At 50.0% G+C, this 20016-nt stretch carries 15 protein-coding genes; 8 read left to right on the top strand and 7 right to left on the bottom strand.

The features are described from left to right. Positions 1-376: 376 nt before the first annotated feature. Both polA and BZG81_RS15920 read left to right on the top strand, forming a co-directional pair. Positions 377-3127 (top strand): DNA polymerase I, encoded by a 2751-nt coding sequence (gene polA / locus BZG81_RS07170; RefSeq protein ID WP_077677062.1) that lies wholly within the window; start codon positions 377-379, stop codon positions 3125-3127. Positions 3128-3325: 198 nt separating this feature from the next. Beyond that, the gene (locus tag BZG81_RS15920; protein ID WP_438616993.1) at positions 3326-3373 is read left to right on the top strand and encodes a hypothetical protein; all 48 of its coding nucleotides are present in this window, start codon (positions 3326-3328) and stop codon (positions 3371-3373) included. 333 nt (positions 3374-3706) lie between these two features. Here BZG81_RS15920 and yihA read toward each other — a convergent pair whose 3' ends face one another. Next, positions 3707-4351, bottom strand: coding sequence for a ribosome biogenesis GTP-binding protein YihA/YsxC (yihA, locus tag BZG81_RS07165; RefSeq protein ID WP_021022591.1), 645 nt, complete (start codon positions 4349-4351; stop codon positions 3707-3709). Positions 4352-4500: 149 nt separating this feature from the next. On the opposite strand from yihA, the gene BZG81_RS07160 reads away from it, so the two are divergent. From BZG81_RS07160 to hemN, 5 genes are all read left to right on the top strand, one after another. Further along, complete coding sequence (locus BZG81_RS07160; RefSeq protein WP_077461683.1) at positions 4501-5118, top strand: c-type cytochrome; 618 nt, start codon at positions 4501-4503, stop codon at positions 5116-5118. A 664-nt stretch (positions 5119-5782) separates the two neighbouring features. After that, entirely contained in the window at positions 5783-6427 is a 645-nt protein-coding gene (locus BZG81_RS07155; RefSeq protein ID WP_077661388.1) for a class I SAM-dependent methyltransferase, read from the top strand. Continuing rightward, positions 6424-6912: a Der GTPase-activating protein YihI gene (yihI, locus tag BZG81_RS07150; RefSeq protein WP_077677061.1), complete on the top strand. Its 489-nt coding sequence runs from the start codon at positions 6424-6426 to the stop codon at positions 6910-6912. The genes BZG81_RS07155 and yihI overlap by 4 nt, the downstream gene beginning before the upstream one ends. Before the next feature lie 13 nt (positions 6913-6925). After that, complete coding sequence (locus tag BZG81_RS07145; protein WP_077677060.1) at positions 6926-7420, top strand: DUF2489 domain-containing protein; 495 nt, start codon at positions 6926-6928, stop codon at positions 7418-7420. Positions 7421-7619: 199 nt separating this feature from the next. Further along, the gene (gene hemN, locus BZG81_RS07140; protein ID WP_077577230.1) at positions 7620-8993 is read left to right on the top strand and encodes an oxygen-independent coproporphyrinogen III oxidase; all 1374 of its coding nucleotides are present in this window, start codon (positions 7620-7622) and stop codon (positions 8991-8993) included. Positions 8994-9042: 49 nt separating this feature from the next. Here hemN and add read toward each other — a convergent pair whose 3' ends face one another. The 6 genes from add to glnA all read right to left on the bottom strand — a co-directional run bounded on the left by add (position 9043) and on the right by glnA (position 17535). Then, on the bottom strand, positions 9043-10044 hold the full coding sequence (add, locus tag BZG81_RS07135) for an adenosine deaminase (protein ID WP_077461679.1): 1002 nt from the start codon (positions 10042-10044) through the stop codon (positions 9043-9045). An 85-nt stretch (positions 10045-10129) separates the two neighbouring features. Further along, positions 10130-12676 (bottom strand): bifunctional diguanylate cyclase/phosphodiesterase, encoded by a 2547-nt coding sequence (locus tag BZG81_RS07130; protein ID WP_198533636.1) that lies wholly within the window; start codon positions 12674-12676, stop codon positions 10130-10132. 135 nt (positions 12677-12811) lie between these two features. Then, positions 12812-14221, bottom strand: coding sequence for a nitrogen regulation protein NR(I) (gene glnG / locus BZG81_RS07125; RefSeq protein WP_077677058.1), 1410 nt, complete (start codon positions 14219-14221; stop codon positions 12812-12814). Continuing rightward, positions 14214-15278, bottom strand: coding sequence for a nitrogen regulation protein NR(II) (gene glnL, locus BZG81_RS07120; RefSeq protein ID WP_077677057.1), 1065 nt, complete (start codon positions 15276-15278; stop codon positions 14214-14216). Before glnL ends, glnG begins: the two co-directional genes overlap by 8 nt. 109 nt (positions 15279-15387) lie before the next feature. Next, positions 15388-15954, bottom strand: coding sequence for a DUF4124 domain-containing protein (locus tag BZG81_RS07115; protein ID WP_198533635.1), 567 nt, complete (start codon positions 15952-15954; stop codon positions 15388-15390). Between the two features lie 171 nt (positions 15955-16125). Continuing rightward, complete coding sequence (glnA, locus tag BZG81_RS07110) at positions 16126-17535, bottom strand: glutamate--ammonia ligase (RefSeq protein WP_077461674.1); 1410 nt, start codon at positions 17533-17535, stop codon at positions 16126-16128. Positions 17536-18066: 531 nt separating this feature from the next. Between glnA and typA the strand changes: the two genes are divergently transcribed. Next, positions 18067-19893 carry a translational GTPase TypA gene (gene typA / locus BZG81_RS07105; RefSeq protein ID WP_077661384.1) on the top strand — a complete coding sequence of 609 codons (1827 nt, stop codon included), beginning with the start codon at positions 18067-18069 and terminating at the stop codon, positions 19891-19893. Positions 19894-20016: the final 123 nt, after the last annotated feature.

The following is a 20016-nucleotide window of genomic DNA, read 5'->3' as shown; positions in this document are numbered from 1 at the left end:
TACGTTTATCAGTGTCGCATTGGTACTGGGTTAGGCGAAAGCTTAGCGAACTTCGGCAATGAAATTGGTGATTATCTCCGCAGTTTATGATGACTTTCTCTGCAACCTTGAGACCCATAGCGATTTCYTTTTCCACACCACAAGATCCTTGTTCGATCAAGATCAGGATCCTTTGTTTTTATTTATCTGTTTGATTATTAAAGGTTAAAAATTTATTTTTCTTCTCTATTTAGACAAGCAAAAAACCCTATAAAATATTTACCAACAAAGTTATCCACAGATAGACGACGCGATGGGAAAAACCATGGTTAACAGGGGTCACGACTCGTGGCATGCTTAACGACTAACGTGTTTAACTGGCAATCAAGATACTGATATGGCAACTCTTCCCGATAACCCCCTCATCCTGGTGGATGGATCCTCTTATCTTTACCGGGCTTACCATGCGTCTCCCAGTCTCACCAATAGTGAAGGTGAGCCGACGGGGGCGGTCTATGGTGTGGTGAATATGCTGCGTAGTTTATTGCGCCAATACCCGCATTCTCATGTCGCGGTGATTTTTGATGCCAAAGGGAAGACGTTCCGCGATGACATGTACGAACAGTACAAAGCGAATCGTCCACCGATGCCAGATGACTTACGTGGGCAAATAGCCCCCCTGCATAAGATTATTAAAGCAATGGGGTTGCCTTTACTTGCGGTAGAGGGGGTCGAAGCCGATGACGTTATCGGCACACTTGCCACTCAGGCCTCACAAGCCGGAATGCCGGTACTGATCAGCACCGGCGACAAAGATATGGCTCAATTAGTGGACGAGCATGTCACCTTAATCAACACCATGACTAATGTGGTGATGGACCCGGATGCGGTGCGTGATAAGTATGGCTTTGGTCCTGAGCATATTATTGATTATCTCGCGCTGATGGGGGATAAAGTCGATAACATTCCTGGCGTGCCGGGGGTGGGCGATAAAACTGCGACGGCGTTGATTGCCAACCTCGGCGGCTTGGATGATATCTACGCCAATCTGGATAAAATTGCTGAGCTGAGCTTCCGCGGCGCCAAGAGCATGGCAAAAAAGCTAACGGACAATAAAGAGGGCGCCTATCTTTCCTATCAGTTGGCTACTATCAAATTAGATGTGGCGCTTGATTTCACCCCGCAACAACTGATTAAGCAAGCACCTGATAATGATACTTTGGTAGCCATGTACCGCGATTTACAGTTCCGTCGTTGGCTAAAAGAGCTCGACGAGGGAGATGCGCCAGAGGAATCAACCTCTGATGAGCCTTTATCGCAGGCAGTCAGTATCGATCGTGATCATTATCAAACCGTACTCACGCGCGAGTCACTGGAAACATGGTTAGAGAAAATTCGTCAAGCTGACGTGGTGGCGGTGGATACGGAAACCGATAGCCTTAACTATATGGAAGCCAATCTGGTTGGTATTTCATTTGCGGTCGCGCCAGGCGAAGCGGCTTATGTACCGGTGGCCCATGATTACCTCGAAGCGCCTGAGCAGCTATCGCTGGAAGATGTGATCACTGTATTGCGTCCTTGGCTGGAAGATCCCTCAGCGGCGAAAGTCGGCCAAAATCTAAAGTATGATGCCAGTGTTTTTGCGCGTCACGGAATCACCTTAAAAGGGATAGCCTACGACACCATGCTGGAGTCGTACGTGTACAACAGTGTCGCGGGACGCCATGACATGGACAGCCTCGCTGAGCGCTACTTGCAGCACACCTGCATTAGTTTCGAAGAGATTGCGGGTAAGGGCAAAAAGCAGCTCACTTTCAATCAGATCCCGTTGGAACAGGCGGCACCTTATGCCGCGGAAGATGCTGACATTACGCTACGGTTACATCAGTATTTGATTGGACGGGTCACCAGTGACGAAAAGTTAAAAACCATTTTTGAGTTTTATGAAATGCCATTAGTCAGTGTGCTATCGCGCATGGAACGTCATGGTGTGTTAATTGACAAAGACAAGTTGGCGACGCAATCAGAAGCGCTGCATACCCGTTTGATTGAACTTGAGCGTGAAGCCTTTGAGATTGCCGGCGAAGAGTTTAACTTAAGCTCGCCGAAGCAATTACAGGCGATTTTATTTGAGAAGATGGGTCTGCCTGTGGTCAAGAAAACCCCGTCAGGTAGCCCGTCGACCAATGAAGAAGTGCTGCAAGAGCTCTCGCTCGATTACCCGTTGCCTGCGCGTATCTTGGAGTATCGTGGCCTTGCGAAACTCAAATCAACCTACACGGATAAACTGCCACGCATGATCAATGCACAAACGGGCCGCGTGCATACCTCGTATCATCAAGCGGTCACAGCCACTGGGCGTTTATCGTCAACCGATCCAAACTTACAGAATATCCCGATTCGGAACGAGCAGGGTCGCCGTATTCGTGAAGCCTTCACCGCGGAACCGGATCATACGATTTTAGCGGTGGATTACTCGCAGATCGAATTGCGGATTATGGCGCACCTATCCGGTGATAAAGCCTTGTTAGAAGCGTTCCGTGAGGGCAAAGATATTCACGCGGCCACGGCGGCGGAAGTGATGGGGGTGAGTCTTGATGAGGTCACCAGTGAGCAGCGTCGCCGCGCCAAAGCGATCAACTTTGGTTTGATTTATGGTATGAGTGCCTTTGGCCTCTCACGCCAGCTTGGTATTGGTCGCCATGAAGCGCAAACCTACATGGACACCTACTTCGATCGTTATCCAGGCGTGAAAGCATATATGGATAGCACCCGTGAGCAAGCCGCAGAAAAAGGTTATGTGGAGACTATCTTTGGCCGTCGTTTGTACTTACCTGAAATAAAATCACGCAATGGCATGCGTCGCAAAGGAGCCGAACGTGCGGCTATCAACGCGCCGATGCAAGGTACCGCCGCCGATATTATTAAGCGTGCAATGATATTGGTTGATCAGTGGATTCAGGCCAACGCCGCGGATGACGCGCGTCTGGTGATGCAAGTTCACGATGAGCTGGTGTTGGAAGTAAAAACGTCATCTATGTCCAAAGTTGAAAGCCAAGTACGAAAATTGATGGAGTCGGCGGCTGTACTTGATGTGCCCTTAATCGCTGAGGCAGGATTTGGCGATAACTGGGGAGAAGCCCACTAAGTTTACGGTTTTTATCTATATATCGACCTTTTAGTATAAAGAGCCGAATGCGAATTCGGCTTTTTTTTGTTTAGTATCCAACTGATCTATGGTGGTTTTCGTTCTTTTTTGCGTATTTTTATGAAAAAAAATTACGTAATATACTTTTCAAGGCTGGGTGATTGATATACAGTTATCAGCGTAGGGTACAGAGGTAAGATGTTCTATCTTTCAGACCTTTTGTTTCACGTTATTGGATTTGGCTGATTCAGCAGCCCCAGTCAGGATACTGACTGGGGCTTTTTTTATTGGTTGATATGCCGCGACGCGAGCAGCCCTGCCACTGCCTTTTTAACTATTTTCAGCTGTGTTGATCCTGTATTCCAAAAAATTAGAGTAATTACTTTAATTTCGCTGGGAAACCTGGTTATAATACGCACAGCTTCTTGTTCTTTATGTGTTTACAGGGTCTGATTCAGATCACGCACGCACAAAGATTCGCCGACCCTCGATGAGGGTCGGCTTTTTTTTAGCTTTCGTCTTTTAGCGCCAGATCCGTGAGGGAAGACGTTGTGCGTCCCTTACGCCGATAAAAGGCGATTACTCGCTAGGCAGTGGTTGCTCTTCGGCAAGCAATGGCGGCGTGGTGTGATACCAGGCATCCAGTTTTTGACGTAATTTATCCACGCCAATGCCCTTGAGTGACGAATACAATTCGACCTCGACATCGCCGCAAAATGCCAGCGACGCTTCTCGAATCTTCATTAATTGCTGTTTACGTGCACCGGTTTTAAGCTTGTCCGCTTTGGTCAGTAACACTAAAACGGGCAATTTTGACTCAACGGCCCAATAAATCAGCTGCTGATCCAAGTCTTTCATCGGGTGGCGAATGTCCATCAACACCACTAATCCGCCAAGTTGATCACGTTTTTGTAAATATTCTCCCAGCGATCGCTGCCATTTCTCTTTCATTTCTAGAGGGACTTGGGCATAACCATAGCCAGGGAGGTCGACAATATGGCAACCCTCGTCCACCTTAAATAGGTTAATCAATTGTGTCCGACCGGGGGTTTTACTGGTTTTCGCTAGGCTCTTTTGGTCACATAGACGGTTAAGGGAGCTAGATTTACCGGCGTTTGAGCGGCCAGCAAAAGCGATTTCGATTCCTGTATTATCAGGAAGATGGCGGATGTCTGGTGCGCTAGTAACAAACTGGGTGTTACGGTAATTAAGTGATTGCTCCACTGTTAACTCCGTCTCGTCTTGGTGTAGTAGACTGATTACTTTTGTGTGAATTTGTGTAAAATAACCGTGCTCGGTTTTTGATCGGTAATTGTACCATGACGGTAACTAAGTAGTGGTACTGGAAGCTTGATAATTATAAACGGAATGTCATGAAGAAATTAGCGCTAATATTGACTCTCCTGGCCAGCACTTCAGTCTGGGCTCAAGGAGATGCTGAAGCGGGCAAAGCCAAATCCAATACCTGTGCCGCCTGTCACGGTGCTGACGGTAACAGTGTTTTGCCTGATTACCCAAACTTGGCGGGTCAGCACGCCAACTACATTGAAAAGCAGTTGAAGGAATTTAAGCTTGGCGCGCAAAGCGGCGGTGAGCAAGGGCGATACAACGCGGTGATGGCTGGCATGGTGGCTCCTTTATCGGAGCAGGACATGGCTGACCTGGCTGCTTATTACGCAACGCTTACGCCCAAGCCTGGCACAACCCCCGAAGGCGCGGTTGAAATTGGCCGCCAACTCTACATGGCGGGCGATGCAGAGCGAGGCATTGCGGCGTGTGTCGCTTGTCACGGTCCACGCGGTAATGGCACCCCCTCTTCTGGTTTCCCGAAAATTTCTGGCCAGCCCGCAAACTACTTGGCGAGTCAGTTGAAGATGTTCCGCGCAGAGGAACGTCATAATGATATGAATAACATGATGCGATCGGTGGCTGCCAAGCTCACTGACGAGGAAATTGATGCGCTGTCGAGCTATCTCGGTGGTCTGCATTAATTACCGAGCGTGGCAGCAAAAGCGGTTGTGAATAACGCAGCCGCTTTTTGTTTCCTTCCTCTTCCTCTTCTTATCACTGCTTTGCGGTTTGCTTGCATGGGCGTTAGCGCTGATAACGATAAGTGCGTTATCGGGTGTAAGATATTTGCTATTTTACGGCGAGAAAATCGCGATATCGATTGAAAGATAAAATAAAAAACACTATACATTCAATCGCTTACCGCGCCCCTTTCTTTTTTAAACAGGTTTTTTTTGTTTGGCATGCTAGGCAAATTAAGTGATTAGGATACGCTATCATCATCAACAGGACGTTGACGCCAAGAATAGGCCAACCGGCTAAGGAAAGCTTTTCACCAGGAAGGTGTCGCTACAGGATGTGAACTCGCCAAGGTCGGCATGCAAGGATAGCCTCGCACAGGATGTGATGTGGATGTTATGACGACAAGGACGCAGGATGCGACCGTTAGGCAGGTAAGCCAACCACACTAACAGGATGTTAAAGCCAAGGCGTAAAACGCTATTGAGCAGGGATGAAAGACGTACCAGGACGGACGACACCCGCTTATATCGCCAAGGCGATACCGCGACAGGCATTATGCCTGTCGCTTTTTTATTGACCCACTTTCTGCTACATTCGCGCCAGCTTTTGGCATAGACGAATAACATGCAGCACTGCCCTTTATGTGAGCATACCCAGACTCACCCTTACCATACCGATAAGCGCCGCGCCTATTTTCAATGTACGCGTTGTGATTTGGTGTTTGTTGATCGCCAGGCACTGCTGGCACCGCACGATGAGAAAGCCATTTATGACTTGCACCAAAATCATCCTGATGATGCGGGCTATCAGCGCTTCTTATCGCGGTTGGCCGCCCCGTTACTTGCGCGGTTAGCTGAATCGCCACGCAATGGCCTAGATTTTGGTTGTGGTCCGGGGCCGGTGCTTGCAAACATGCTGCGTGACGCGGGACATTCCATCGCCTGCTATGATCCCTTCTATGCCCCTGATACACAGGTGTTGGCGCGTGGTTACGATTTCATCACCTGCACCGAAGCGATTGAGCACTTTTATCACCCCGCCGAGCAGTGGACACAATGGCTATCCATGCTAAAGCCGGGTGGGTATCTGGGGATCATGACCAAGCTGGTCCAGGATCCAGCGGCATTTTCACGCTGGCACTATAAGAATGACCTGACTCATGTCAGCTTTTTTAGCCGCCAAACGTTTCAATTTCTAGCTGCTCAAGCTGGCTTCGAACTGACCTTTTTGGGCAACGATGTAATATTAATGAGGAAACCATTGTTATGACGCGTAAAAAGAAAACGCGCCGCACAGGATCGGAAGGCCCGGCGCAATACGTAGATAAAAACCAGACCGAGCAAGATCGAATTGCTCGCATGCTGAAAAAGCAGAAAAAACGGAAAGGAAAAAAAGCAGGATCGCGTCATTCTGAAGAAAGTGATGTGCAAACGCATCGTCGCGGCGGCAAGAAAGACCCACGAATTGGCAGTAAAAAACCGATTCCATTGGGGCTTGAAGCTGCGAAACCGAAACAATCCACGTTGACCCCTGCGCAAGAGCTGGAAAAGCTCGAGCAAGACCCGCAACTGAATGTCTTACTCGATCGCATCGAAAACGGTGAAAAGCTCGGGTCAGGGCTGCAAAACTATGTCGATGAAAAACTCGATCGCATTGAAGTGCTGATGGATAAGCTAGGGTTGCTGAGCGACGAGGATACACCGGAGGATGATGACAGCGATCTGCTTGCTAAATTTGAGCAACAGAACGATTAATGAGGAGTAGCAGGTGCAGGACGGGATCTGGATACTAGCAGGACTAGGCGCGCTGATTATTTTAGCGTTATCGGTATACGCCGGGACTTTGCTGGCAAGACTCAAGCGGCAGACGGCGCTGCAAGCGGAGATGGAAGAGGCGGCGATAAATAAGCGGAATGATAAAATCATTGAAAGCGTTGATGTGATTGCGTTCGCAGCCTTGAAAGATCAATGTGATTTGTCCGAGGCGGCGATTCGTCTTTATATGATTATGGATCACCTCCAAGGTGAAAAGCGGGTTGAATTTGATAGCCGCTACCCTGCGTTATTTGAACTTTATGAGGCGGTCAAAGACACCCCACGAGGTGATGCCAGGAAAACCCTTAAAAAGAACGAACGGATGCGGTTGGACTTTGATCGTGCCAAGCATGAAGCGCGACTCGAGCAGGCGATAAAAGCCGAGTTGGCCGAGATTTTGGCCTTTACGGGTGGCAGGCATATCCCTGATCATATTTTGACCCACTAAGTGTACCTGCTTGGAATGCGGCTGCTCGCAGCGGCATTCCTTTATTATTTTGGCACAATACCCTTATAATTATTAGGCGAAAATCGATCTCGCCGACACTTTCACTATACCAATGCGGGTAGTGCTAAACACCTGACTTAAGGCTGTGGCACACTACACTTTGTTCTCCTTTCCTAAGCGCCTTTGCGGAATGTAAGCCATGTCATCACCACAAATCATTTGGGATCAAGCCTTGATCAATAAGTATAATTATTCAGGGCCCCGCTATACCTCGTACCCCACCGCGCTTGAATTCCATGAGGCATTTACGCCTGCGGAATTTGATATGGCATGTAGCCAGTATCCTGAGCGGCCGTTGTCGTTGTATGTGCATATCCCATTTTGTCACAAGCTCTGCTATTACTGCGGCTGCAACAAAGTGGTGACCCGGCATCAACATAAGGCGGATGAGTATCTGGATGCCTTGGAACATGAAATTCGCCAGCGTGCATTCTTACTGGGCGCCCGTCGGGTTACTCAATTGCACTGGGGAGGCGGTACACCCACCTTTCTCACCAAAGCACAGATCTCGCGTCTAATGGGGTTACTGCGCCAAGAGTTCCAGTTTGAAGACGATGCGGAAATCAGTATCGAGGTGGACCCACGTGAAATCCCGCTGGATATGCTCGATCATCTGCGCAGTGAAGGGTTTAATCGCATCAGTATTGGCGTGCAGGACTTTGATAAAAAAGTGCAGCAGCTGGTCAACCGAGAGCAAGATGAAGACTTTATTCACGCATTGGTTGCACGTGCGCGAGAGCTTGGCTTTCGCTCCACCAATCTTGATTTGATTTATGGTTTACCCAGCCAAACCCCCGAGGGATTTGCCAACACGCTAGAGCAAGTGCTCACCATGCGCCCTGGGCGGCTATCAGTGTTTAACTATGCCCATTTACCTAATTTATTCGCCGCCCAGCGGAAAATAGACGAGAATGCCTTACCGTCACCCGACGCCAAGCTCACCATGCTGCAAGAAACCATTAACACGCTAACGGCGGCGGGGTACCAATTTATTGGTATGGACCACTTTGCGTTGCCCGATGATGAGCTGGCGGTTGCGCAACGTGAGGGACGCTTGCATCGTAATTTTCAAGGCTACACCACCCAGGGTGACTGTGACTTATTAGGATTGGGTGTGTCGGCGATTTCGATGATTGGTGATTGTTACGCGCAAAATCAAAAAGAGATGAAGCGGTATTATCACCAAGTGGATGCGGAGCGACATGCCTTATTTAAAGGCGTCATGTTGGAGCGCGATGATCGTATTCGCCGCGATGTGATTAAAGCCTTGATGTGTAACTTTACCCTTGAGAAGGCGGTGATCGCCGCACGTTATCAGATTGATTTTGACCGTTACTTTGCTGACGATCTCAAGTTGCTACAGTGTTTTATTGACGACGATTTGGTCCGTGTCACCGACCAGACCATCAGCGTGACCAAAACCGGTCGGATGCTGATCCGTAATATCTGTATGAGTTTTGATATTTATTTACGGGATAGGGCGCGACAACAACAGTTCTCACGGGTGATTTAAACAAAAAAAACCGCCAAATGGCGGTTTTTTTTATAACACCCACAGCCCATTAGCGGGCCGCAGCTTTGGCTATTAGCGCCGCTTTCTCATGGTCAGACAAGAAGGCAATGGTTAGGCCATTTTCTTGTAGTGTGTTGATTTGCGTAGCGGTTAAGCCCGCGGCTGGGGCCGCGACTTCATATTCATAGGGCAGCTCGATGCCTTCCACGGCTGGATCGTCGGTATTTAACGATGCCAGAATACCGTGGTCGAGGAATTGGCGCACCGGATGCTGTGCGAGATCAGCAATGGTACTGGTCTGAATATTCGAGGTTAGGCAGGATTCAATCCCGATACGGTGCTTGGCTAAATAGTCCATTAAAGCGGGGTCTTCAATCGCTTTCACGCCATGGCCAATACGGGTCGCGCCTAGCTCGTTAATCGCCTGCCACATACTCTCAGCGCCCGCAGCCTCACCAGCGTGAACCGTCACTTGCAAATCACTGGCTCGAACTTTGGCAAAATGTTCGGTGAATTGGTCTCCGGGCTGCCCCAGTTCGTCACCGGCTAAATCGATGGCAACCAGTTGCGATTTCTGTGTCAGTAGTGCATCCAACTCGGCCATACAGGCTTGGGTGCCGAAAGTACGGCTCATGATGCCAATTAGGTTGGTTTTCACGCCAAAGTCACGGCTACCGGCCTGCACGCCATCGACGACGGCTTCCACCACGCCTTCGAGGGGCAGTTGATGTTTCATCGCCATGTAGTAGGGAGAAAACCGTAGTTCAGCATAGTCGATGTGTGCATTTAGGGCATCCTCGACGTTTTCATACGCCACGCGCCGTACCGCGTCGAGATCTCCGAGTACTGCCACACCCCAATCAAGTTTTGAGAGAAACGCGACCAAATCAGGCGCGGTATCAACCACCTGCACATGGGGGCGCAGGCTTTCAATGTCATGTGCCGGCAGCGGCATCGAAAACTGCTGACCGAGCTCTAAAATCGTATTGATGCGGATGTTGCCATCGAGGTGACGGTGTAGGTCCGTTAAAGGAAAATCGTGTCTCATCATCGTTGGTTCCCAGCCGGTGAGTTGGCGCTCAGTATAGCGACTGTGGCGCCATGCGTCAGCTGTCGAAGCGCGTAGGACGTGAGCCTTATCGCGTTGGCAATTTATCCGTTACCCGTTCTGTTGGTTGTTCGGCCAAGGGAAGGGGCCTGGCGAACAAGAACCCTTGCGCATAATGGCAACCAATTTCACGTAACCTAGCCGCCTCTTCTTTGGTTTCAATGCCTTCAGCGACCAAGTGGACATCCATGCCACGGGTCATGGCAACCACGGCTTCAATGATCCTTTGGTTGGTGCTGTTTTCGGTCATCGAATGGACGAAGCTACGGTCGATTTTTAGGCTGTCGAAAGCCATCTGATGTAAATAGGCCAATGAAGAATAGCCCGTACCAAAGTCGTCAATCGCAATTTTAATCCCAAGGGCGCGGATTTTAGTGAGCCCAGAGGTCGCGAGATGCTCATGGCTCATCAATTGTGACTCAGTGATCTCTAAGGTTAAATTCTCGGGCGGAAGTTGTGTGCGTGTGAGCACTTGCTCCAACTTGTCGATAAAGTCAGCCGATAATAACTGTCGTGCTGATAAGTTGACATGTAATTGGAAATGGGCAGGCCATCGTCCGGCTTCAATTTGTGCGACCGTATCAAAAGCGGCTTGTTCAAGCACTTGCATGCCGATTTGGTTGATTAAACCGCTTTGTTCGGCGACCGGAATGAACTCTGCTGGGGACACCATGCCACGGCTGGGGCTTTCCCAGCGTACTAAAGCCTCGGCGCCACAGAAATAGCCATCGCTTAAGCGCACGAAAGGTTGATAGAACACGACGAATTCATGATGCTGAACGGCATGATGAAGCTCAAGCAGGAGCCGAGACTGTTCTTGCACCCGAGCTTGCATACTGGCTTCAAAATAGACATACATCGCCGCATCACTGCGCTTGGCTTCACTGAGAGCCAACCCTGCGTGTTGGAGGCTTTCATGAATGGCATCCCCGTAGGTATAACCGAACACCACCCCGGCACAAGCATCCACCAGGACATCGTCGTTACCGATAGTGACTGGGCGGTTAAACAGGCTCAGTAGTTGACTCACTAGCGCTTCTGACTGGGTTCGGTTAGTGGTGTGGGGCGCCAGGACTGCAAATTCATCACCGCGAACGCGTGCGATTAGCATACTGGAGCCATCGGCTAAATCTGTTAATCGTTGTGCGATGGCACATAGCAGCACATCACCGCCGTCTTGACCTAGGCTATCGTTAATATCTCGAAAGCCATTGACCCCTAAAATCGCCAAGGTATTCGGTGACCGATAACGCAGCCCGGCGGCTTGTTCGATCAAGCCTTCGCGCGTATACAACTGGGTTAAGTTATCTTGGCGGACTTGCTGACGTAAGCGGTTGAATGACTCTTGTATTTTGCCGGACATGTTATTAAACGCGTCTTTTAATATCGCAATCTCCCGCAGGTTGGCAGGGGTGTTAATTCGATAGGTGAGATTGCCTGAGGCGAGCTTTGCCGCCGCCTCTGCGGTGTCACGCAAGGGCCGAGTGAGTTGGCGAATAATTAAATAAACAATCACCAAGCCAATTACCGATATTGCGATCACTAAATAAATACTGATTTCTTGTTGGCTTAACAAGCTTTCGAGAAGCAGCTGATCAGGCAGGGCGGCCACCACATACCATTGATGCTGAAAAGGCGGCGGTAAGGCGATTTTTTTGACGGTGCCATAGAAGTGACCCTGTTTTTCATGGATGTCGAAATGAAACGATTTGCCGAGCTTTTCAGGTTCAGGAGGCCAATCAGCCGATATCTCATTGATGGTGGCGTTGAGTACTGAGTTATTGGTGATATTAGGGAAGTGTAAAATGTTGCTAGGACTGCTGTTGCCGCTATGGGCGATCATCCTGCCTTCGTCATCGACAATAAAAAGCGCGCCGCCGAGTTTTTGCTGGCGCTCACTGAGAAAGCGATTAAAGGCGTTCAGCTTGATATCGCTGGCGACCACCCCCCAGACCTCGCCACTAACCTGCACGGGCGCAATGGCAGAGAGTGATACTTCGCCGATTTCATCAGCATCGAGGTATATATCGGTCCAGCGTGGTTGTTCGCGGTTAAAGGCTGGAATATACCAGGGGCGAACACGAGGATCATAGTGGCTGTCTTGGTAAACAATATTGGCGTTTAACGTTCGACCGTCGAAGATGCGTAATGTGCCTTGTGTGGCATCACTTCGCTCCATCAAAATCGACTGGCCTGCTTGATTTTTGCGATAGCCAAAATAATCGCCGTTCGCATCAACGCCAATGCTGAGCACTTGCATGTATGGCATGGCTTGATAAAGCGACGTGTGACTACTGAGTAAATAGTCTCGCAAGCCTTTATTGTTGATGGGGGCGGCTTGGAGGCGAGCGGCGAGACGCTCAGCGACAAATACGTTGGCGTTAAACGGGTGCTGAAGATACTGGCGTAAGTCTAATTCAATCCCTTGAGAGTAATCGTCCAGCAGTAACTTACCGACAAACTGAGAGCTGGTGCGGTAGTGGTTGTTAATGGTCAGAATGATCACAATCAAGGTGAACGTGAGCACGAGAAACACGGGGAGCATTACAGCGGCTCGAATCGACAATGGGCGCATGTTTCTCATCAGAACAACAACATCACTTTTCTCATCAACTAAACACCATTGAAGTTAACACGATCAACGGTTTTTACTTCAATCTCTTTACTTAAATTTAGCAGAGGTTCAAATTGTGTTAGTTTTAATATTGCGTTAGTGCTCAATATTAAGCTCTTTCAGCTTGCGTGTCAGTGTATTACGTCCCCATCCTAAAATTTTCGCGGCTTCTTGCTTATGCCCATGAGTATGTTGCAACGCTGATTGTAGGAGTATTCGCTCCACGTTAGGCAATGCTTGTTGCAAAATGCCATGCTGCCCCTGAGTGATTGCGTCCTGAGCCCATTGAGTGAGTGCATCCTGCCAGTCTTGCGCTTCACTGTCGGTCACAGACAATGGCTGATTGACCAATTCGCGCGGTAAATCACCGGGGAGTACTTCTTTACTGCTGGCCATCACCGTGAGCCAGCGGCAGGTGTTTTCCAGCTGACGCACATTGCCAGGCCACGGAAGCTGACTCATCATGGCTTCGGTGTCCGGGTGAAGTTGTTTGGCCTCGACATCTAACTCTTTAGCCGCGCGGGCCAAAAAGTGTTGGCACAGTTGTGGGATGTCCTGGCGCCTGTCCTTGAGTGATGGAAGGTGGACGCGAATCACATTTAAGCGATGGAATAAGTCCTCTCGGAATGTACCATTGGTGACAAGGCGCTCTAAATCTTGGTGGGTCGCGGCAATAATACGGACATCCACATCGACGGCTGCGTGGCCACCCACGCGATAGAATTGACCATCGGCGAGCACGCGTAGCAAACGCGTTTGCACATCCAACGGCATGTCACCAATTTCATCTAAAAATAAGGTGCCGCCATTGGCTTGCTCAAACCGTCCTTGGCGAACGGCATTGGCTCCGGTAAATGCGCCTTTCTCATGCCCAAACAACTCTGACTCGATCAAATCTTTTGGGATTGCTGCCATGTTCAGGGCAATAAAGGCTTGCTCTGAACGCGGACTATGGCGATGAAGCGCTTGGGCGACTAACTCCTTGCCGGTGCCGGACTCACCGTTGATTAACACCGAAATGGATGAGCGCGATAACCGACCGATGGCGCGAAACACTTCTTGCATCGCCGGGGCTTCGCCAATGATTTCTGGCGTTTGTGCGTGTGGTTGCGTCGCCGTTTGCTGCTTTTGCTGTTCTTTAACGTGGGCTAACGCGCGCTCAACCAAGGCTAAGGCTTCGTCAATATCGAAAGGTTTTGGCAGGTACTCAAACGCGCCTTCTTTATAGGCATTAACCGCGGCATCTAAATCAGAGTGGGCGGTCATGATAATGACGGGTAAGTCTGGATGTTGTGCTTGCACCACATTGAGCAGAGCAAGCCCATCGCTGCCTGGCATGCGAATGTCTGACACTAAAACGTCGGGGATGCGATCGTGCAACGCACTCATTACACTTTCAGCATCGCAAAATGTATCGCACGTGAGGCCCGCGGCACTCAGTGTTCGCTCCATCACCCAACGAATCGAGCTGTCATCATCCACGACCCAAATGGTCCCTTTACTCATGCGGTCTATCCTTTTCAATAACGGGTAATTGGATAGTGAAGCAGGTATGGCCCGGCCAGCTATTCACTTCAATTTTGCCCTGGTGTTGATCGATTAAGTGGTGGGTAATGGCCAGTCCGAGTCCATTACCATCCGCTTTGCTGGTGACCATCGGATAGAACAAGGTATCTTGTAAGTGAGGGGCGATACCTGGGCCATTGTCGATGATTTCTATCTGGGCCACGACACGATGGCGTTGACCATGAATCACGGTTTGAAAACCGGTGCGGGTGCGCAGTGTGAGGCGTGCATCCTCTTGCCCACTCACCGCGTCGGCGGCATTGGTGACGACGTTGAGGATCGCCTGCTCAAGCTGCTCTGGATCCATATCAAAATCAGGCAAACTGGGATCATAGTCGCGCACAATATGCACCCCGTCATGATGATCAAGGCTGACCAGTTGACGGACTTTCTCCAAGACCACGTGAATATTTTGCCGTTGGCGTAATCCCGGGCGCTGCGGTCCAAGCAAGCGGTCGACTAAATTTCTTAAGCGGTCCGCTTGCTCGATAATGATTTGGGTATACTCCGCGAGGCTGGCATCGGGTAGCATTTTTTCCAGTAGCTGTGCCGCCCCGCGCAATCCGCCTAGCGGGTTTTTTATTTCATGAGCTAAGCCACGCACCAGTTCTTTTGCTGCTTGTTGTTGCGCTTTTTGGGTCAGCTCCTTGCTGATCCTTTGTTGCTGGCTCACGACGTTGACTTCAAGTAACAGACGGCCCTCATCCTCGGCGTCAAATAAGGGACTTGCACTGAGTTGTACTTTTTGTGGTTGTCCATCAACCACCCAAGTGACATCACTATCCGTTAAACTTTGCCCTGCCTGAGTGGCGCTGGCTATGTGCGCCCAGTCAACACTGGCATGCTGAATTTGCTGTGTGAGGGGTTGCTGGCGCAAGCGCCTAGCACTTTGATGCATTAGCTGTTCTGCTGCTGCATTAACGTATTCAATACGCCATTGGCTGTCTACCACAATGATGGCGGTAAGCAGATGATCAAACAGTTGAGCTGGCGTCATCCGTGTCGCGTCCTTGTTTGCACTAGTTTGGTGCATTGAGTGTAATCGAGATCCTTGCATGATGCAGCCGGTACCACTGAGTTTGTGATGGTTTAGGTGCCGTGGTCGGTTAATCTTGGCGTCGATGGCGTTGATTAACGTGCGCGCGGTGTAAATACACGTGATGTATCGATGAGGATGCAATTACCTTGCCGCTTTCGAGGTATTGGACTTGAATCTGATGGGTGCCACGATCAATGGGCGCCAGCCGCCAATCCAGCTGTCGCTGTGATGCGTTCAAGCTAATGGTTGGGGGAGACGCAACGGGCTGGCCGTCTAAGACGAGCCGTGTTTGCTTGGCGGGGATGGAAAGCGGTGACACCGTGGCTGTCACGGATAGCTCGCCGGGATTACTGCGTAATGTTGCGCCATCATTGGGCGATACAAGGGTGAGTGTCACCGATTTGGGTGGTGTCAGGGCTGGCGCAGGCTGCTCAGCCGAAGACGAAGAGGCATCGTAGAGAGAGGGCGAAGACGTTAGGGATGCATACGGCCTAACGTGGTACGGGTGCGCCGGAGGTTGGTCGCTAAAATGCACTTGTCCGTGGTCATCGGTCCACTGATAGAGCATGCCCGCATGGCTGCTAAAAGCCAATGTCAGCAACATAGCTCCTAGCAACATAGCGCCTAGTAACATAGCGCCTCGCGAAAGAGCTCCTAGCCAACGAACACCTAACCCACGCATCAAAGCCCCCTAGGTTTGCGCGATCCCCTGCGGAGCATTGTAAGTGGGTACATACAGTCGCCAAGCATAAAAAAGCCCACCTGCGAGGTGGGCTACAGTTTAAATGTTCAGCGTGACGAGTCGTTACACCGAATAGTAAAGCTCAAACTCAACTGGGTGCGTTGTCATTTGAATACGCTCAACATCTTCGCTTTTCAGTTTGATGTATGAGTCGATAAAGTCGTCTGAGAACACGCCACCTGCGGTCAAGAATTCGCGGTCAGCATCCAGCGCCTGTAGAGCCTCTTTAAGGGACTCCGCTACCGTCGGAATTTCTGCCGCTTCTTCGGCCGGGAGATCATACAAGTCTTTGTCCATGGCATCGCCTGGATGAATCTTGTTTTTGATACCGTCAAGGCCGGCCATCAGCATCGAAGCAAAGCACAAATAAGGGTTCGCGGTTGGATCGGCAAAACGGAGCTCAATACGGCGCGCTTTCGGGCTAGGCACCACTGGGATACGAATTGACGCAGAGCGGTTACGCGCAGAGTAAGCCAGCATGACCGGCGCTTCAAACCCAGGAACCAGGCGCTTATACGAGTTGGTTGACGCGTTGGCAAAGGCGTTAATGGCTCGAGCGTGCTTAATCACACCACCAATGTAATAAAGTGCTGTTTCAGATAGGCCACCGTATTTATCACCTGCAAAGAGGTTTTGACCATCTTTGGCCAGTGATTGGTGAACGTGCATGCCTGAGCCATTATCGCCCACCAGTGGTTTCGGCATAAAGGTCGCCGTCTTACCAAAGGCGTGTGCGACGTTGTGCACCACATATTTATAGATCTGAATTTCGTCCGCTTTAGTGGTCAAGGTGTTAAAGCGGGTCGCAATTTCGTTTTGGCCAGCCGTTGCCACTTCATGGTGGTGCGCTTCAACCACTAAGCCCATCTCTTCCATGACCAATGACATGGCCGAGCGGATATCTTGTGACGAATCGACCGGTGCAACAGGGAAATAGCCACCTTTAACGCCTGGACGGTGGCCTTTGTTACCGCCTTCCAGTGCGGTGCCTGAGTTCCAGCTCGCTTCGACGTCATCGATTTTGTAAAAAGAGCCGGCCATATCGGTGGCGAATTTCACGTCATCAAAGAGGAAAAACTCGGGTTCAGGCCCAATCAGAACGGTATCTGCGATCCCCGTTGAGCGCATGAAATCTTCAGCGCGTTTAGCAATGGAACGTGGGTCACGATCATACCCTTGCATGGTAGACGGCTCTAGAATATCACAGCGAATATTCAAGGTGCTTTCTTCGGTAAAGGGATCAAGCACGGCCGAACTTGCATCTGGCATCATGACCATGTCTGATTCGTTGATCCCTTTCCAGCCCGCCACGGATGAACCGTCAAACATTTTGCCTTCTTCAAAGAAGTCATCGTCCACTTGATGAGAGGGGATGGAAACATGCTGCTCTTTACCTTTGGTATCGGTAAAGCGCAGGTCGATGAATTTCACCTCGTTTTCTTGGATAAGTGCGAGCACATTTTCTACTGACATGTGAAATAACCTCCGGTGTCAAATTAGGTAAATAGCGAGTTGGCTCCTTGCTGCATGACAAAGCGAAAACTGTGCCAACAATTTAAAACCACGCCATAGCAGGCTCGGCGGGTAAAAATGCCGCTCAGTGCTCGTCAAACGAGAGCGGGTTGCACCATTATTGTGCGCACATGCTCAATCATAGTGCAAGGGGCGAAGGTGGTGCAGATGTTTGTGCACGACATGGGTGCAACCCCATCCCCCTCTTCTTTTTAGCAGACAATCGGTATTGAGAGTGTGGGCCGTCTTTAAAAATTCATGTTTGCTCGAAGACCGGTGAATCCTTGTATTTGCTTAACAAATGACCAACTAGACAGCAGTCAAGCCACTTTGATGGTGAGCTGATTCACAGAATAAGGTGGGTTTTGCGACAAAATCTGGTACATTACGGCCGTTTTTTTAATCAGATGGTGGCCCCGTCGTGCTAGTATACGCTGTCTCAGCGTGTCAGGTTCGACACGCGCCGCGTCTAACGAGTGAAAAAGAGAGTCCATGACCAAAATACAAACAGATAAATTAAGAAATATCGCCATTATTGCCCACGTTGACCACGGTAAAACCACGCTAGTGGATAAGCTGCTTCAGCAATCCGGTACGCTGGCTTCCCGCGGTGAGGTGGAAGAGCGTGTCATGGACTCAAATGATATTGAGAAAGAGCGTGGCATCACCATTTTGGCGAAAAACACCGCCATTAACTGGAATGATTATCGAATTAACATCGTTGATACCCCAGGGCACGCCGATTTCGGTGGTGAAGTCGAGCGTATCATGTCGATGGTTGATTCGGTCTTATTGGTGGTTGATGCCGTTGATGGTCCGATGCCACAAACCCGCTTTGTGACCCAAAAAGCCTTCGCTCACGGCCTGAAGCCGATTTTGGTTATCAACAAAATTGACCGTCCGGGTGCACGCCCTGACTGGGTGATGGATCAAGTTTTCGATCTGTTTGACACCTTGGGTGCCACGGACGAACAGTTAGACTTCCAAGTGGTTTACGCATCAGCGCTAAACGGTTGGGCGAGCCTAGATGAAGCGACCGAAGGCGACGATATGGAGCCGTTGTTCAACGCGATCGTGGACAACGTCGATGCGCCTGACGTCGACATTACTACGCCATTGCAAATGCAGGTGTCTCAGCTTGATTATAACGCCTATGTCGGTGTTATCGGCGTGGGTCGAATTACGCGTGGCTCGGTGAAACCGAACCAGCAAGTGACCATCATCAGTGCCGATGGCAGCAAGCGCAATGGCAAGGTAGGTAGCGTCTTGGGTTACCTCGGCCTTGACCGTACTGATGTCGATGAAGCCTCAGCGGGCGACATTATTGCTATTACGGGTCTGGGCGAGCTAAAGATTTCAGACACTATCTGTGATCCAAGCAACGTTGAAGCGCTCCCCGCACTGACCGTTGATGAGCCAACTGTGACCATGACGTTCCAAGTCAACACCTCGCCGTTCGCCGGCCTAGAAGGTAAGTACGTGACGTCACGTAATATCCTTGAGCGTTTGCAAAAAGAGCTGGTTCACAACGTGGCGCTGCGTGTTGAAGAGACCGAGAACCCGGATAAATTCCGTGTATCAGGTCGTGGCGAATTGCACTTGTCGATCCTTATCGAGAATATGCGTCGCGAAGGCTTTGAGCTTGCCGTATCTCGCCCTGAAGTGATCATCAAAGAAGAAAACGGTGAGAAATTTGAACCGTTTGAAACCGTGACCATTGACGTGCTCGAAGAGCATCAAGGTGGCGTTATGGAAAGCATCGGTCTGCGTAAAGGCGAGCTGAGCAACATGCTCCCAGACGGTAAAGGCCGTGTACGCATGGACTTTGTGATGCCATCACGGGGTTTAATTGGTTTCCAAACCGAGTTCTTAACCCTGACCTCTGGTTCGGGCCTGATTTATCATACCTTTGACCATTACGGTAAATTCAAAGGGGGTGATATTGGCCAACGTATCAACGGTGTATTGATCTCAAACGCCGCAGGTAAGGCACTGACTTATGCCTTGTTTAACCTACAAGGCCGTGGTCGCTTGTTTGCTGAACACGGTGATGAAGTGTACGAAGGTCAAGTTATCGGTATTCATAACCGCGCCAATGACTTGACGGTTAACTGTTTGAAAGGTAAGCAATTGACTAACGTGCGTGCCTCGGGTACTGATGAGGCGCAGGTATTGAGCCCAGCGATCAAGTATACCTTGGAGCAAGCGCTTGAGTTTATTGATGACGATGAGCTGGTTGAAGTCACGCCAGAAAGCATCCGTATTCGTAAAAAGCTGTTGACTGAGACAGACCGCAAGCGCGCTGGCCGTAAAGGTTAATCGCGTTATATCATCATGTGACTGAGTCACCAGATTCTGTCCCAAGATTAAAGGCACCGTTAGGTGCCTTTTTTTGATCGCAGCGAGCGAGAAGTAAATCATGTACACTCATTACGCGTAAAA

The sequence above is a fragment of the Salinivibrio sp. MA607 genome (assembly GCF_001996245.1).
In the GTDB taxonomy this organism is placed as follows: Bacteria; Pseudomonadota; Gammaproteobacteria; order Enterobacterales; family Vibrionaceae; genus Salinivibrio; species Salinivibrio costicola.
This window is presented reverse-complemented; position numbering and strand designations above follow the sequence as displayed.